This window comes from Pseudomonas sp. Au-Pse12, assembly GCF_021341665.1.
Taxonomy (GTDB): Bacteria; Pseudomonadota; Gammaproteobacteria; order Pseudomonadales; family Pseudomonadaceae; genus Aquipseudomonas.
The window spans coordinates 648830-662421 of record NZ_JAJTTH010000002.1 but is presented as its reverse complement, the minus strand read 5'-3'; the positions used below and the strand labels follow the sequence as shown (position 1 = coordinate 662421).

At 64.5% G+C, this 13592-nt stretch carries 12 protein-coding genes; 10 read left to right on the top strand and 2 right to left on the bottom strand.

Annotated features, from left to right (window positions below; all coding sequences use genetic code 11):
* Nucleotides 1-84: 84 nt before the first annotated feature.
* Nucleotides 85-540: a flavodoxin gene (locus tag LXM55_RS07625; protein ID WP_233319826.1), complete on the top strand. Its 456-nt coding sequence runs from the start codon at nt 85-87 to the stop codon at nt 538-540.
* On the opposite strand, the gene LXM55_RS07620 is transcribed toward LXM55_RS07625, so the two are convergent.
* Nucleotides 521-1417, bottom strand: a complete 897-nt coding sequence (locus tag LXM55_RS07620) for a LysR family transcriptional regulator (RefSeq protein WP_072451261.1) — start codon at nt 1415-1417, stop codon at nt 521-523. The genes LXM55_RS07625 and LXM55_RS07620 overlap by 20 nt on opposite strands.
* A 98-nt stretch (nt 1418-1515) precedes the next feature.
* Between LXM55_RS07620 and LXM55_RS07615 the strand changes: the two genes are divergently transcribed.
* The 9 genes from LXM55_RS07615 (at nt 1516) to LXM55_RS07575 (ending at nt 12609) form a co-directional block, all read left to right on the top strand.
* The gene (locus LXM55_RS07615) at nt 1516-1902 is read left to right on the top strand and encodes a CidA/LrgA family protein (protein WP_233319825.1); all 387 of its coding nucleotides are present in this window, start codon (nt 1516-1518) and stop codon (nt 1900-1902) included.
* A complete protein-coding gene (locus LXM55_RS07610; protein ID WP_233319824.1) occupies nt 1892-2578 on the top strand; it encodes an LrgB family protein in 687 nt (228 codons plus the stop codon). Before LXM55_RS07615 ends, LXM55_RS07610 begins: the two co-directional genes overlap by 11 nt.
* A 145-nt stretch (nt 2579-2723) precedes the next feature.
* Nucleotides 2724-3506 (top strand): class II aldolase/adducin family protein, encoded by a 783-nt coding sequence (locus tag LXM55_RS07605; protein ID WP_233319823.1) that lies wholly within the window; start codon nt 2724-2726, stop codon nt 3504-3506.
* Nucleotides 3506-4408, top strand: coding sequence for an alpha/beta fold hydrolase (locus tag LXM55_RS07600; protein WP_233319822.1), 903 nt, complete (start codon nt 3506-3508; stop codon nt 4406-4408). The genes LXM55_RS07605 and LXM55_RS07600 overlap by 1 nt, the downstream gene beginning before the upstream one ends.
* Nucleotides 4409-4556: 148 nt before the next feature.
* Entirely contained in the window at nt 4557-5468 is a 912-nt protein-coding gene (locus LXM55_RS07595) for an SDR family oxidoreductase (protein WP_233319821.1), read from the top strand.
* A gap of 173 nt (nt 5469-5641) precedes the next feature.
* Nucleotides 5642-6001, top strand: coding sequence for a hypothetical protein (locus LXM55_RS07590; protein WP_233319820.1), 360 nt, complete (start codon nt 5642-5644; stop codon nt 5999-6001).
* A 498-nt stretch (nt 6002-6499) separates the two neighbouring features.
* A complete protein-coding gene (locus LXM55_RS07585) occupies nt 6500-8299 on the top strand; it encodes a DUF1302 domain-containing protein (protein WP_233319819.1) in 1800 nt (599 codons plus the stop codon).
* 24 nt (nt 8300-8323) lie between these two features.
* Nucleotides 8324-9691, top strand: coding sequence for a DUF1329 domain-containing protein (locus tag LXM55_RS07580; RefSeq protein ID WP_233319818.1), 1368 nt, complete (start codon nt 8324-8326; stop codon nt 9689-9691).
* 362 nt (nt 9692-10053) lie between these two features.
* A complete protein-coding gene (locus tag LXM55_RS07575; protein WP_233319817.1) occupies nt 10054-12609 on the top strand; it encodes a LuxR C-terminal-related transcriptional regulator in 2556 nt (851 codons plus the stop codon).
* A gap of 10 nt (nt 12610-12619) precedes the next feature.
* Here LXM55_RS07575 and LXM55_RS07570 read toward each other — a convergent pair whose 3' ends face one another.
* Entirely contained in the window at nt 12620-13426 is an 807-nt protein-coding gene (locus LXM55_RS07570; protein WP_233319959.1) for an IclR family transcriptional regulator, read from the bottom strand.
* Nucleotides 13427-13592: the final 166 nt, after the last annotated feature.

The following is a 13592-nucleotide window of genomic DNA, read 5'->3' as shown; positions in this document are numbered from 1 at the left end:
CCAGGGGTGTGGCGCGCCAAGAGGGGGATTTTACTCCGTAGCTGGTAATATCCCAGCCTTTTAGTCAGCTTCAGGAACAGATTGATGAAAGTCGCCATCCTTTCCGGCTCGGTCTACGGCACGGCTGAAGAAGTCGCCCGGCACGCCGCCAAACTCCTCAACGCCGCAGGTTTCGAGGCCTGGCACAACCCGCGCGCGACCTTGGCCGAGGTCCAGGCCTTCGCCCCGCAGGCGTTTCTGGCGGTGACTTCGACCACCGGCATGGGTGAGCTGCCGGATAACCTGCTGCCGCTGTATTCGAGCATCCGCGATCAGTTGCCGGCCGCCTGGCGCGGGCTGCCCGGGGCGGTGATCGGCCTCGGCGACTCCAGCTATGGCGATACCTTTTGCGGTGGCGGTGAGCAGATGCGCGAGTTGTTCGCCGAACTGGGTGTGCGCGAAGTGCTGCCGATGCTGCGCCTGGACGCCAGCGAGAGCGTGACCCCGGAAACCGACGCCGAACCCTGGCTGGCCGAGCTGATCAGCGCCCTGCGGGGCTGACCGGCTGTTCCCTTAGCAGCGCCAGCCAGGCTTGCGCGGCCTTGGACAGATAAGCGCCCTGGCGCCAGATGAAGGCGATATCCCAACGCAGGTAGTCCGGCGCCTTCAGCGTCAGGCGCACCACCCCAGGCCGTACCAGGCCTCGGGCCACCACACTGGGCAGCAGCACCACGCCCTGGCCGGCGGCCACCAACGCGGCAAGAAAGTCCGCCTGGCCGCTGCGTCCGCCTTCCCTGGGCGTGAAGCCTACCTGCTGGCAGGCCTGCAGCAGCCGGTCGTTGAGCACGAAACTGCGCTGATACAAGAGGAATGGCGTATCCGCCAGTTCTTCCAGGCGCACCTGGGCGTTCATCGCCAGGGGGTGGTCGGCGGGCAGCAAGGCATCCAGCGGTTCATCGCAAAAGGGCTGATAGGCGAACGCCGGGTCCTTGGGGGTCAGGCTGCCGCCCAGTTCCAGTTCGCCGTTGCGTACCGCCTGCTCGACATTCAGGCTGCCGCCTTCGAGCAACTGCACCTGGATATTCGGATAGCGCCGCCGGTATTCGGCAAAGCGGCTGGCGAACAGCGCGTCGCTGCCCAGTAATGGCAGGCCCAGGCGCAGTTCGCCGCGGGCCAGCTGGCTCAGGTCGTCCAGCTCGCTGAGCAGTTCGTGGCGCAGGCGCAGCATGCCTTCGGCCCGTTGCAGCACCACATTGCCGGCCGCGGTGAGATGAATGTGCGAACCCTGGCGCTCCAGCAACGGCGTGCCCAGGCTCTGTTCCAGCTGGGCAATCTGTTTGCTGACCGCCGACTGGCTGATGTGCAGGGTCTTTGCCGCCTGGGTGAAGCCGCCCTGGCGGATCACCTCGACAAAGCTGCGCAGTTGTTTGAAATCCATGGTCATGATTCCAGTTTGGAATGGCTTCCAGTCTAACAATTCGCTTCGGTAATGCAGGGCCTTTTCATAAAATGAGCCCCTGAGAGGACCGAACCACCATGAACATTTCCACCTGCAAACGCCTGGGCCGCCTGATTCTTGAACTGGCGGTGCTGCTGGCCATCTATTTTCTCGGTTGCCAAGTGGCCACCTGGCTGCCCTGGCCGATTCCCGGCGGGGTCATTGGCCTGGCGCTGTTGCTGCTGGCCTTCGCCCTGGGCTGGGTCAAACCGGCAGCGTTGCAACTGGGGGCGGGGTTGTTGATGGCCGAGATGCTGCTGTTCTTCATTCCGGCGCTGATGAGCCTGCTGGACTACGGCGGCCTGTTGCGCCAGGACGGCTGGCGGATCCTGCTGGTGATCGGCGTCAGCACGCTGCTGGTGATGCTGGTGACCGCATTGACCGTGGAGCTGGTCTGCCGCTGGAGGATGCGCCATGAAGCTTGAAGCAATGCCGCTGTTCTGGCTGGCCCTGACCCTGGGCGCCTACCTGTTCAGCCGCTGGATCTACCGGCGCACCGGGCGCTACCTGTTGTCGCCACTGATTCTGGTGCCGGCCTTGCTGCTGGCGATCGCGGTGCCGCTGCACACCGCCTATGCCGAATACGCCGCCAACACCCATTGGCTGATGCTGGTGCTGGGGCCGGTGACCGTGGCCTTCGCGATTCCGATCTGGCAGCAGCGGCAGCTGCTGATGCGCCACTGGTCGGCCTTGCTCCTGGGCATGCTGGCAGGCAGCGCGGCGTCGATTGGCAGTTCGTTCGGCCTGGCCAAGGCCCTGGCCCTGGACAGCTCGGTGACCCTGTCGCTGGTGCCGCGCTCGATCACTACGCCGTTCGCCATGCCGCTGGCCCATGACCTGGGCGGCGTCCCCGAACTGACCGCGGTCTTCGTGATGTTCACCGGGGTGTTTGGCGCCATGCTCGGCGGCGTGTTGCTGCGCTGGCTGCCGCTGCGCAGCGCCCTGGCTCGCGGTGCGCTGTTTGGCGTCGGGGCCCATGGCGCCGGGGTCAGCCGGGCCCATGAAGTGGGCGGTGAGGAAGGTTCGGTGGCGGGCCTGGTGATGGTCCTGACCGGGCTGCTGAACCTGTTCGCCGCGCCGTTGCTGGCGTCGCTGCTTTGACGCGCAACCCGCGGGCCAGAGCCTGATTCCCGGCTGACCCGCTCGGCCATCAAGCTGGCTGCTAATGCAACTCCGCCGCTGGCGTGAGCTGACTAGACTCTGGAGGTCCTCTCAACCAATAAGAACCATCACCGAGGTCCTTGCCGTGAGCCTAGCCCCTGTTCAATCGACACCGAGTGTAAAAAATCAGGTCAGCGCCATCGAGTGGCAAACCCGTGTAGACCTCGCCGCCTGCTATCGCCTGGTGGCGATGCATGGCTGGGACGACCTGATCTTCACGCACATTTCCGCCAAGGTGCCGGGCACCGAAGATTTCCTGATCAACCCGTTCGGCCTGATGTTCCACGAAATCACCGCGTCCAGCCTGGTGAAGGTCGACCAGGCCGGCAATAAGCTGATGGACAGCCCCTACGAGATCAACCCGGCGGGCTACACCATTCACAGCGCGGTGCATGCGGTGCGCCACGATGTGGCCTGTGTGCTGCATACCCACACGGCGGCCGGGGTTGCGGTCGCGGCGCAGAAACAAGGCGTATTGCCCATCAGCCAGCAGTCGCTGTTCGTGTTGTCGAGCCTGGGTTATCACCCCTATGAAGGCGTGGCGCTCAACCCCGAGGAGAAAGTCCGGCTGCAGGCCGACCTGGGGGACAACAGCTTCCTGATGCTGCACAACCACGGCTTGCTGACGTGCGGCGCGACCATCGCCGATACCTTTCTGATGATGTTCACCTTCCAGCGCGCCTGCGAAATCCAGGTGCTGGCGCAAAATGGTGGCGCCGAACTGATCGCCATCCCTGCGCCGATCCTGGCCGGGGCCAAGGCGATGATCGCCGGGGTCACCCGCAGCACTCAAGGCATGGGCGGCGCCCTGGCCTGGCCGGCGCTGCTGCGCAAGCTCGATCAACTCGACCCGGGTTATACACTCTGATGCCTATTGCCGAGATTCCCCTTTGCGTATGGCGTAAACGCGGACATGACCTGGTCTTCCGTGGCCAGCGCATTCGTTACTGGGTGGCGGGGCAGGGCGAGCCACTGCTGCTGATCCATGGCTTTCCCACGGCCAGCTGGGATTGGCATTACCTGTGGCAACCCCTGGCCCGGCGGTATCAGGTGATCGCGTGCGACATGCTCGGTTTCGGCGATTCGGCCAAGCCCCTGGAACATGACTACAGCCTGCTGCAACAGGCGGACCTGCAGCAGGCGCTGTTGGCCCACCTGGGGATCGAAGAACCTGTGCATCTGCTGGCCCACGACTACGGTGACAGCGTCGCCCAGGAACTGCTCGCCCGGCATTACGAGGAACGGATCGATCTGGCCAGTTGCGTGTTCCTCAACGGTGGCCTATTTCCGGAAACCCATCGCCCGGTGCTGACCCAGAAACTGCTGCTCAGCCCCCTGGGCTGGATGCTCGGGCGCACGTTCAGCCGCCAGGGCCTGGCCAGGAGCTTCCGGCAGATATTCGGCCCGCAGAGCAGCCCCAGCGAATCGGTGCTGGATGATTTCTGGAGCCTGGTGGAGAGCAACAACGGGCCGCGCATCCTGCACAAGCTGATCGGCTACATCCCTGAGCGCCGGGTCCAGCGCGAACGCTGGGTCGCAGCCATGCAGCGTGGCGAGGTGCCGCTGCGGGTAATCGATGGTGCCCAGGACCCGATTTCCGGCGCGCACATGGTGGAGCGGTACCGGCAGCTGATTGTCCAGGCCGACACCGTGCTGCTGCCGGCCATCGGGCATTACCCGCAGATCGAGGCGCCCCAGGCGGTGCTCCAGCATTACCTGGAGTTTCGCGACAATCTATTGTCGCCATCGCCGCGGCTGGCGTGTTCCTGAAAGCCGCGGCCGGGCCGCGGTCTTGAGCGGGCAAGTGACTATCCCGCTGCCTTATCGCGCACTATTCAGGCTTGGACGTTTTTATTGTGACCGCAGGCCGGCTGCCTGACACTCCACGCATTGTCCATTGGCCCTGCTGGAGTTCGGTATGAGTGAGTCTGTGCGCTTGGAAGATAAAGTCGTGATCGTCACCGGAGCCGGTGGTGGCCTGGGCCGGGCCCACGCACTGCTGTTCGCCAGGCACGGCGCCAAGGTGCTGGTCAACGACCTCGGAGGTTCGGCCCAGGGTGAAGGCGCCAGTGCTTCGGCAGCCGACCGCGTGGTGGCGCAGATCCGCGAGGCCGGCGGTATCGCCGAGGCCAACCATGACTCGGTCACCGATGGCGAAAAGATCGTGCAGAACGCCCTGGATGTGTTTGGCCGGGTCGATGTCGTGGTCAACAACGCCGGGATCCTGCGGGACAAGACCTTCCACAAGATGGAGGACGCCGATTGGGACCTGGTGTACCGGGTGCACGTCGAGGGGGCCTACAAGGTCACTCGCGCCGCCTGGCCTCACCTGCGTGAACAGGGCTATGGCCGGGTGATCTTCACCGCTTCCACTTCGGGCATCTATGGCAACTTCGGCCAGTCCAACTACGGCATGGCCAAGCTGGGCCTGTACGGCCTGACCCGGACCCTGGCCATCGAAGGGCGCAAGAACAACATCCTGGTCAACGCCATCGCGCCTACCGGTGGTACGCGGATGACCGAGGGCCTGATTCCGCCCCAGGTGTTCGAGCAGTTGAAACCCGAACTGGTGAGCCCGCTGGTGGTGTACCTGGGCAGCGAGCAATGCCAGGAAACCTCCGGGCTGTTCGAGGTCGGCGGCGGCTGGATCGGCAAGGTGCGCTGGGAGCGCAGCCTGGGCGCCGGTTTCGACCCGCGCCAGGGCTTTTCCCCGGAAGACGTGGCGGCGCACTGGCAGCAGATTTGCGATTTCGAGGGGGCGGCGCACCCCAAGGACAATATCGAGGCGCTGAAGGAGATGATGCAGAATCTGCAAAAGTACGCGCTCTGAGCCGTCTTTGATTCCGGCAACGTGAGCCGGTACCTGGCTGATTCCGGGCGGCCTCCAGGGGAGGTCGCAGCGCGTGCCTCGATACTGCGCCAGGCCTTTGGTCCCGGCGGTTTTACTCCTGTAGCGTTCGTCACTATGCTCGACGGTCCGCGAACCAACAGGGAGTGCTCTGCATGTACGAGTCAAAGGACCAACCGGTATTGTCGCGGTTGTTGTTTATCCGTCGTTTATGTGTGCATGGGCTGGTAGTTCTGGCGCTGATCCTGTTTTCGGTACTGTTCGGTATCAGCGGCCTGCTGTACTTCGAACAGGACATTTCCTTTCACGATGCGCTGTATGACGCAGCGATGATCCTGGGGGGCATCGGCCCCATCAACATGCCGCAAACCCCTGGCGGCAAACTGTTTTTTGCCACGTACGGGCTTTATACCAACCTGGTGTTCGCCGCGACCCTGGGCCTGATCCTGTCACCGGTTGCGCACCGCCTGTTGCACAAGTTCCATTACGACGAGAGTGAAGACGACGCCGCGTAACTGGAACTTTCCTCTTGTATTCCAGGCATAAAAAAGGCCGCTGCAAAAGCAGCGGCCAAAGTAAGACGTTAGATCAAGGAGCTACAAAATCAACGTCGGTGAACCTGGGATCGCCGCTTGAATTGCACCACTTCAAACGGCTGGAAAACCTTTCCGGGAAACCCTCGTGCCCGGCACGTTCGGCAGCAGTGGCGACCTGTGGTCTGCCGTGACTGCGAGTGAAGAATAAGCCTTGGCCGGGTCCGGAAAAATAGCGATTCAGGACAAGGACTGTTACAGCTTGAGCAACAGTGCCTGGCGCTATCCGCCAGCGCCCTGCAGCGTGCATCGATGCCCCTGATGAACCTGTATCCAGCCGCTGGATAGCGCCCTGAACGGCCGCCATGGCAAGGGCACTAATCCTTTCGAGCGACAACTCGAATACCTCCTTGGTGCGCTTATCGAGCGTGCTACCCCGGCAGTAGGGTGAGGCCTCCTGTCACTCACCGGGGAAGACGCATGACAAGAATAACAATGCGCGCCATCTTCAAACCGCAGGCGCTGGCCGTCGCGGTGGCGCTGGGCTGCAGTACCCAGGCTCAAGCGGTCTCGTTCAACATCGGAGAAATCGAAGGGCAGTTCGACTCGTCGTTATCGGTTGGTGCCAGCTGGGGCATGCGCGATGCCGACCGGGCGTTCGTCGGTACGATCAACGGCGGTACCGCGCAGTCTTCCACCGGCGACGATGGCCGCCTGAACTTCAAGAAGGGCGAGACCTTCTCGAAGATCTTCAAGGGCCTGCATGACCTGGAGCTCAAGTACGGCGACACCGGCGTCTTCGTGCGGGGCAAGTACTGGTACGACTTCGAGCTCAAGGACGAGGACCGCGAGTTCAAGCCCATCAGCGACCACAACCGCAAGGAAGGCGCCAAGTCCTCGGGGGCGCAGATTCTCGACGCCTTCGTCTACCACAACTACTCCATCGCCGATCTGCCGGGCACCGTGCGCGCCGGCAAGCAGGTGGTCAGCTGGGGCGAGAGCACCTTCATCGGCAACTCCATCAACAGCATCAACCCGGTGGATGTCTCGGCCTTTCGCCGCCCGGGAGCCGAAATCAAGGAAGGCCTGGTGCCGGTGAACATGCTGTTTGCTTCCCAGGGCCTGACCAACCAGCTGACCGTCGAGGGTTTCTATCAGCTGGAGTGGGACCAGACCGTGGTGGACAACTGCGGCACCTTCTTCGGCAACGATGTGGTGGCCGATGGCTGCACCAGCGGCTACACCGTCGGCAGTCCGGCCATCGCACCGTTGCAACCGGTGGCGGCGGCCTTCGGCCAGGGCTTTCAGGTGACCCGCGAGGGGGTGATCCTGCCCCGTGGTGGTGACCGCGATGCCCGCGACTCCGGGCAGTGGGGCGCGGCCCTGCGCTGGCTCGGCGACGACACCGAGTACGGCCTGTACTTCATGAACTACCACGCGCGCAGCCCGGTGGTGAGTACCACCACGGCCAACATCAGCCCGGCCACCCTGGGGGCTATTGGTGCCGCGGGAGCCGCGGCCGCACCCACGGTTCCCGGCGCGGGGGCCAGCCTGGTGCAAAGCGTGATGCTCGGCCGTGGCCAGTACTACCTGGAATACCCCGAAGACATCCGCCTGTATGGCGCCAGCTTCTCCACCACGCTGCCCACCGGCACCGCCTGGACCGGCGAGATCAGCTACCGCCCCAACGCCCCGGTGCAGGTCAACACCAATGACCTGACCCTGGCCCTGCTCAACCCTATTTCCGGGGGCGCGGCTTCGCCGATCAAGACCGCCATGGGCGCCGACAACACCGGCTACCGGCGCAAGGAAATCACCCAGATCCAGAGTTCCATGACCCAGTTCTTCGATCAGGTGCTGGGGGCCGACCGCCTGACCCTGGTGGGCGAGGCAGCGCTCGTCCACGTCGGCGGCCTGGAAGACAAGAGCAAGCTGCGCTACGGCCGTGACTCGGTGTATGGCCAGTACGGTTATGGCGGCGATACCGGCGGTTTTGTCACCGCCACCTCCTGGGGCTATCGGGCCCGGGCGATCCTCGACTACAGCAACGTGATCGCCGGCATCAACTTCAAGCCCAACCTGTCCTGGTCCCATGACGTCAACGGCTACGGTCCCAACGGCCTGTTCAACCAGGGCGCCAAGGCCCTGAGCGTCGGGGTCGATGCCGATTACCGCAACACCTACACCGCCAGCCTCAGCTACACCGACTTCTTTGGCGGGCGCTACAACACCCTGACCGACCGGGATTTCCTCGCGTTGAGCTTTGGCGTGAACTTCTGAACCGGCACAAGAAGGAGCACTTGAATGCGCAACATGATTCTGCAATGCAGCGCCCTGGCACTGGGCCTGTGGGCGGCCAACCTGATGGCCGCGGTAAGCCCGGAAGAAGCCGCCAAGCTGGGCACCAGCCTGACGCCCCTGGGGGCGGAAAAGGCCGGCAATGCCAGCGGCTCGATCCCGGCCTGGACCGGCGGCATTCCAAAGAATGCCGGCGCGGTGGACAGCAAGGGCTTTCTCGCCGACCCGTTCGCCAATGAAAAGCCGCTGTTCATCATCACCGCGGCGACGCTGGATAAATACAAGGACAAGCTTTCGGACGGCCAGATAGCAATGTTCAAGCGCTACCCGGACAGCTATCGGATCCCGGTCTATCCGACCCATCGCAGCGTCGGCCTGCCGCCCGAGATCTACGAGTCGGCCAAGCGCAGTGCGCTGAACGTGACCACCACCAACGACGGTAACGGCCTGGCCAACTTCACCGGCAACCGTTACTACGCCTTCCCGATTCCGAAGAACGGCATCGAGGTGCTGTGGAACCACCTGACCCGTTATCACGGCGGTAACCAGAAACGCATCATCACTCAGGTCACCCCGCAGACCAACGGCAGCTACACCTCGATCCGTTTCGAAGAGGAGATAGCGGCGCCGCCGATGATCCCCGATCTGGATCCGGCCAAAGCGGCCAACGTGCTGAACTTCTTCAAGCAGTCGGTGACCGCCCCGGCGCGGCTGGCGGGCAACGTGCTGCTGGTCCACGAGACTTTGGACCAGGTCAAGGAACCGCGTTCGGCGTGGATCTATAACGCCGGCCAGCGACGCGTGCGCCGGGCCCCGCAAGTCGCCTACGACGGTCCGGGCACCGCCTCCGATGGGATGCGCACCTCGGACAACTTCGACATGTTCTCCGGCGCTCCCGACCGTTACGACTGGAAGCTGGTGGGCAAGAAGGAGATGTACATCCCCTACAACAGCTACAAGCTGGACTCCCCGAGCCTCAAGTACGACGACATCGTCAAGGCTGGGCATATCAACCAGGACCTGACCCGTTACGAGCTGCACCGGGTCTGGGAAGTGGTGGGCACGGTCAAGCCGAACCAGCGGCATATCTATGCCACCCGGCACATGTACATCGACGAGGACAGCTGGCAGGTGGCGCTGGTGGACCACTATGACGGCCGTGGCCAGCTGTGGCGGGTCGCCGAAGGCCATGCGCAGTACTACTACGATCACCAGGTTCCGGCCTATACCCTGGAAGCCCTGTATGACCTGAACGCCGGTCGCTACCTGGCACTGGGCATGAAAAACGAAGAGAAGCACAGCCTGGAATTCGGCTTCGCGGCCAAGGCTGCCGACTATACCCCGGCCGCGCTGCGTGCCGGCGGGGTGCGCTAGGTGCCTCGCGGACCCGAGGCAATGCCGCACGCCCTTGCAGGGCGTGCGGCTTTTTTAGGGACGCCGGTTGTGGCGAGGGAGCTTGCTCCCGCTGGGTGGCGCAGCCGCCCTCGGATCAGCAGCGCGCGGTTTACCGCAAAGACTGCGTTGGCAGGCTTTACGGCTACTGCGTAGCCGAACGGGAGCAAGCTCCCTCGCCACATTCGCGGTAATACCAGGTTGCTCTGGGCTGACAGTTTTTCGACTGGCGGGTCGCTTTTTTTATGGGGGGCGATCAGCCTGCTGAATACTTCTTCAACTGCCTGTGAGGTCGGGGCTAGGGTGGGGCCACGCAGGCTAAAACTCTAAAAAGGCACGCTGCAATGACCGCCATGACTCGTTGTCCAGAGCGTCCCGGGTTCATGCCCCGCTTGTCCTCCCATCATTTTTCCCGAAGCCGTCTGAGCCTGCCGTTGCTGGCCTCGGGCGCGCGGGTCAAGTTGCTCTGCGCGCCCGCCGGCAGCGGCAAGAGCGCGCTGCTTGCCGAGTGCCTGCAGCAGGCGCCGGCAGCGTGCCGGGTTGCCTGGCTGCCGCTGTCGGGCGTGCGGCATGCGCCGCAGGCACTGTGCCGCATCCTGGCCCGGGCCCTGGAACTGGAGCGCGACGATGAAGCTTCGGTGCTGGAACAGCTGGCGCACCTGGAGACCCCCGTCTGGGTGTTCGTCGACGATTACTGCCGGGTTGCGGCCGCGGACCTGGACCTGCTGCTGGACCGCCTGCTGAGCATCGACAACCCGCAGTTGAGCTGGTGGCTGGGGTGCCGCCGCCGGCCTTCGTGCAACTGGCCACGGCTGCTGCTGGACGACCAGCTTTACGAGCTGGACGGCCCGGCCCTGGCATTCAGCCAGAGTGAGATCGAGCAACTGTTGCAACGCCTGCCGCAACCGTTGTGCGCGCAGACCGCCAACCGCATCCTGCAACGCAGTGGCGGCTGGTGCGCCGGGGTGCGGATCGCCTTGCTCGACGGCAGCGAACTGGCGGCCCAGCCGTGCAAGCCAGGGCGGCCCAATACCTTGCTGGAGTACCTGGAGCACGAGCTGTTCAGCGTGTTGCCGGCGGAACTGGCGGAAGTCTGGCAAGTGCTGGCGCACCTGCCGCGTTTCAACCCCGAGCTGTGCGAGCACCTGTTTGGCGCCGGCGAGGGCGCCCAGTACCTGCGGACCTTGCAGGACATGGCCTGCTTCATCGAACCCTGGGACGGCGGCGGCGATTGGTTGCAGGTGTTTCCACCGCTGGCGCGGCTGATGCGTGACGAAGCCTGGCCCTGCGGGCGCTCCTGGCATCGCCGCGCTTGCCAGTGGTTCATTGCCCAGGAGGATTGGCAGTCGGCCTTTGAACAGGCGCTGCGGGCTGAAGAGTATGAAGTTGCGGTCAGCCTGCTGGAGCATTTCAGTGTCGAGTTCCTGTTCCAGCAGGACAATGCACTGCTGTTGCTGCAATTGCATGAGCGGCACGGCGGCGAGCTGTTGTGGGGGACGCCGCAACTGGTGGGGTTGCTGGCCGCGGCCATGCTCTTTGCCGGGCGTTTCGAGCAGGCCGGGCAATGCATGGCGCAGATGGCCCGGTTCGCGCCGCAACCCTCGGCAGCGCAGCAGCGCCAGTTGCTCGCCCGCTGGCAGGCGCAGCAGGGGTGGTTGCTGCACCTGAGCGGGCGGATGGAGGAGGCGCGGCAACATTTTCTCGAGGCCCTGGGCGAGCTGGCGGACAGCGCCTGTGCCACGCGCCTGCTGTGCCTGTCAGGGCTGACCCAGCAAGCGCTGCTGTGCGCGGAGCTGGACGTGGCCCAGGCCCTCAATCGCGAGGCCCTGTGCCTGGCCCGGGCCCAGGATGCGTTGCTGTTCGAAGGGCTGCTGGAGCTCGACCATGCGCAGTTGCTGGAGCAGCGGGGCGCGCCGCATCGAGCCCAGAGCCTGCTGGAGCAGGTTGGCGGGCGCTTGTCGGCGCAGGCACTGCGGGCGACCCCGTTGCTGGGGCGCATCGCCTTGCGGCTGGGGCGCCTGGCGCTGCGCCAGGGGCAGGCAGAGCAAGCGGCCGAGTACTTTCGCAGCGGCCTTGAAGATTGCCTGCTGAGCCATGACAAGCGTGCCCTGTATGGCTTTCTCGGCCAGGCCCAGTTGGCGGCCAACCAGGGCGACTATGCCCAGGCCTTTGTGCGCCTGCGGGATGCGGAACGGCTGATGCAGCAGCGGCAGATTCCCGAAACGGTGTACCGGGGAGTGCTGTTGCAGGTGAGCAGCCAGCTCTGGTTGCAGCAGCGCCGCCCGGAACTGGCCCATGAAGCCCTGAGCCGTTTGCTCCGGCACTTTCGCGGGCCCCAGGCGCTGCAGGCGCCACCGGCCTCGCTGGAACTGATCCCGGGCATCGAATACCTGCTGGTGCTGGCCGAAGTGCAACTGGGGCGGGCCCAGGCGCCGATCGCCAGCTTGCAGGGGTTGCTCACCCGGGCTCAGCGCCACGGCATGCAGGGGCTGGAGGTCGAGGTGCAACTGGCCCTGGCCGAGGTGGCTTATCTGCAAGGCAGCCAGGTGCTGGCAGAACAGGCGTTGCACGCTGGGCAGGCGCTGGCGCTGCGCTGCAACCTGCCCCAGGCCGTGCATGAGTTGCGCTTGCGGCAACCGCAATGGTTGGCGGCTGGCGAGCCGGTAGAGGCGTCGCCAGCGGCAGAAGCGGTGGATAACCGCGAAAACCTGCTCAGCCTGCGGGAGCTGCAAGTGCTGCAACTGATCGCTCAGGGCTATTCGAATCAGCAGATCGCCGAGCAGCTGTTCATTTCCCTGCATACCGTGAAGACCCACGGGCGTCGGATTCACAGCAAGCTGGGGGTGGAGCGGCGTACCCAGGCTGTGGCCAAGGCCCAGGCCCTGGGCCTGATGAGCTGAGCTGCGCCGGCTAGTGCGGCTGATAGCCCATGCGCCAGCTCACGGCGCTGCTGGCCGCCAGCAGACGCCGTGCCGCCGGGCCGTGTTCGTCGGCATGGAACAGCGAGGTCGGACCGACCACCGTCAGCACGGCCGCGATCTTGCCGGTGGCATCGAACACCGGTGCCGACAGGGCGTCGACCCCGGGCATCAGCAAGCCGTGGACGTGGTGCAGGCCGCGCTGGCGAATCTGCTCGGCCAGGGCATCGTGCACCTGCTCGTCGGCCAGGGCGTGGGGGCTGCCGGCCGCCAGTTCCTGCTGGCGCAGGTCGAGGGTTTCCCGCTGCGGCAGGTAGGCGTTGAACACCAGCCCGGTGGATGAGCTGAGCAACGGCAGCACCGAGCCCAGTTGGGTGACCACGGTCACCGCGCGCACCGCCGGCTCGATATGCACCACCGTCGCGCCCTGGTTGCCCCACACCGCGAGAAAGCAGGTTTCGTTCAATTCGTCGCGCAGCTCCGCCAGGGGCAGGGCGCCGACTTTCAATACATCCATGCTGCCCAGGGCGGCCAGGCCCACGCGCAGGGCTTCGCGGCCCAGGCCGTAGTGATTGGTGGCGCTGTTCTGTTCGGCGAAGCCGCTGGCAATCAGCGCTTGCAGGTAGCGGTGCACTTTGCTCGCGGGCATCTGCACATGTTCGGCCAGGCGCGAAAGGGAAGTGGCTGGCGACAGTTCGGCCAGGGCCTTGAGGATGTCGGTACCGACTTCGGCCGAGCGGACTTTCTGTTTACCGGTGCTGTCGCTGGTGCTGTCGCTGGTGCTGCGCGGCTTTTCCATGGAGGTGTCGGGGTCCCGTGACAAGTGGCGGTCTTTATAGCTTGACGCTCATGGGCAATCAAATTACGTTATGCGTAATTGGATTACGATAAAAATAACCCAGGCGTGCCGATAACTCTTGTGAAGGAGTGGTGGGCCCCTGCCTATTGCAACTTCCAGGAGGCTC

Bases quoted from the DNA above. Each gene is read 5' to 3' on its own strand.
- LXM55_RS07620 (WP_072451261.1), bottom strand. From the start codon at position 1,417: ATGGATTTCAAACAACTGCGCAGCTTTGTCGAGGTGATCCGCCAGGGC.
- LXM55_RS07585 (WP_233319819.1), top strand. From the start codon at position 6,500: ATGACAAGAATAACAATGCGCGCCATCTTCAAACCGCAGGCGCTGGCC.
- LXM55_RS07595 (WP_233319821.1), top strand. From the start codon at position 4,557: ATGAGTGAGTCTGTGCGCTTGGAAGATAAAGTCGTGATCGTCACCGGA.
- LXM55_RS07570 (WP_233319959.1), bottom strand. From the start codon at position 13,426: ATGGAAAAGCCGCGCAGCACCAGCGACAGCACCAGCGACAGCACCGGT.
- LXM55_RS07615 (WP_233319825.1), top strand. From the start codon at position 1,516: ATGAACATTTCCACCTGCAAACGCCTGGGCCGCCTGATTCTTGAACTG.
- LXM55_RS07600 (WP_233319822.1), top strand. From the start codon at position 3,506: ATGCCTATTGCCGAGATTCCCCTTTGCGTATGGCGTAAACGCGGACAT.
- LXM55_RS07610 (WP_233319824.1), top strand. From the start codon at position 1,892: ATGAAGCTTGAAGCAATGCCGCTGTTCTGGCTGGCCCTGACCCTGGGC.
- LXM55_RS07625 (WP_233319826.1), top strand. From the start codon at position 85: ATGAAAGTCGCCATCCTTTCCGGCTCGGTCTACGGCACGGCTGAAGAA.
- LXM55_RS07580 (WP_233319818.1), top strand. From the start codon at position 8,324: ATGCGCAACATGATTCTGCAATGCAGCGCCCTGGCACTGGGCCTGTGG.
- LXM55_RS07590 (WP_233319820.1), top strand. From the start codon at position 5,642: ATGTACGAGTCAAAGGACCAACCGGTATTGTCGCGGTTGTTGTTTATC.
- LXM55_RS07575 (WP_233319817.1), top strand. From the start codon at position 10,054: ATGACCGCCATGACTCGTTGTCCAGAGCGTCCCGGGTTCATGCCCCGC.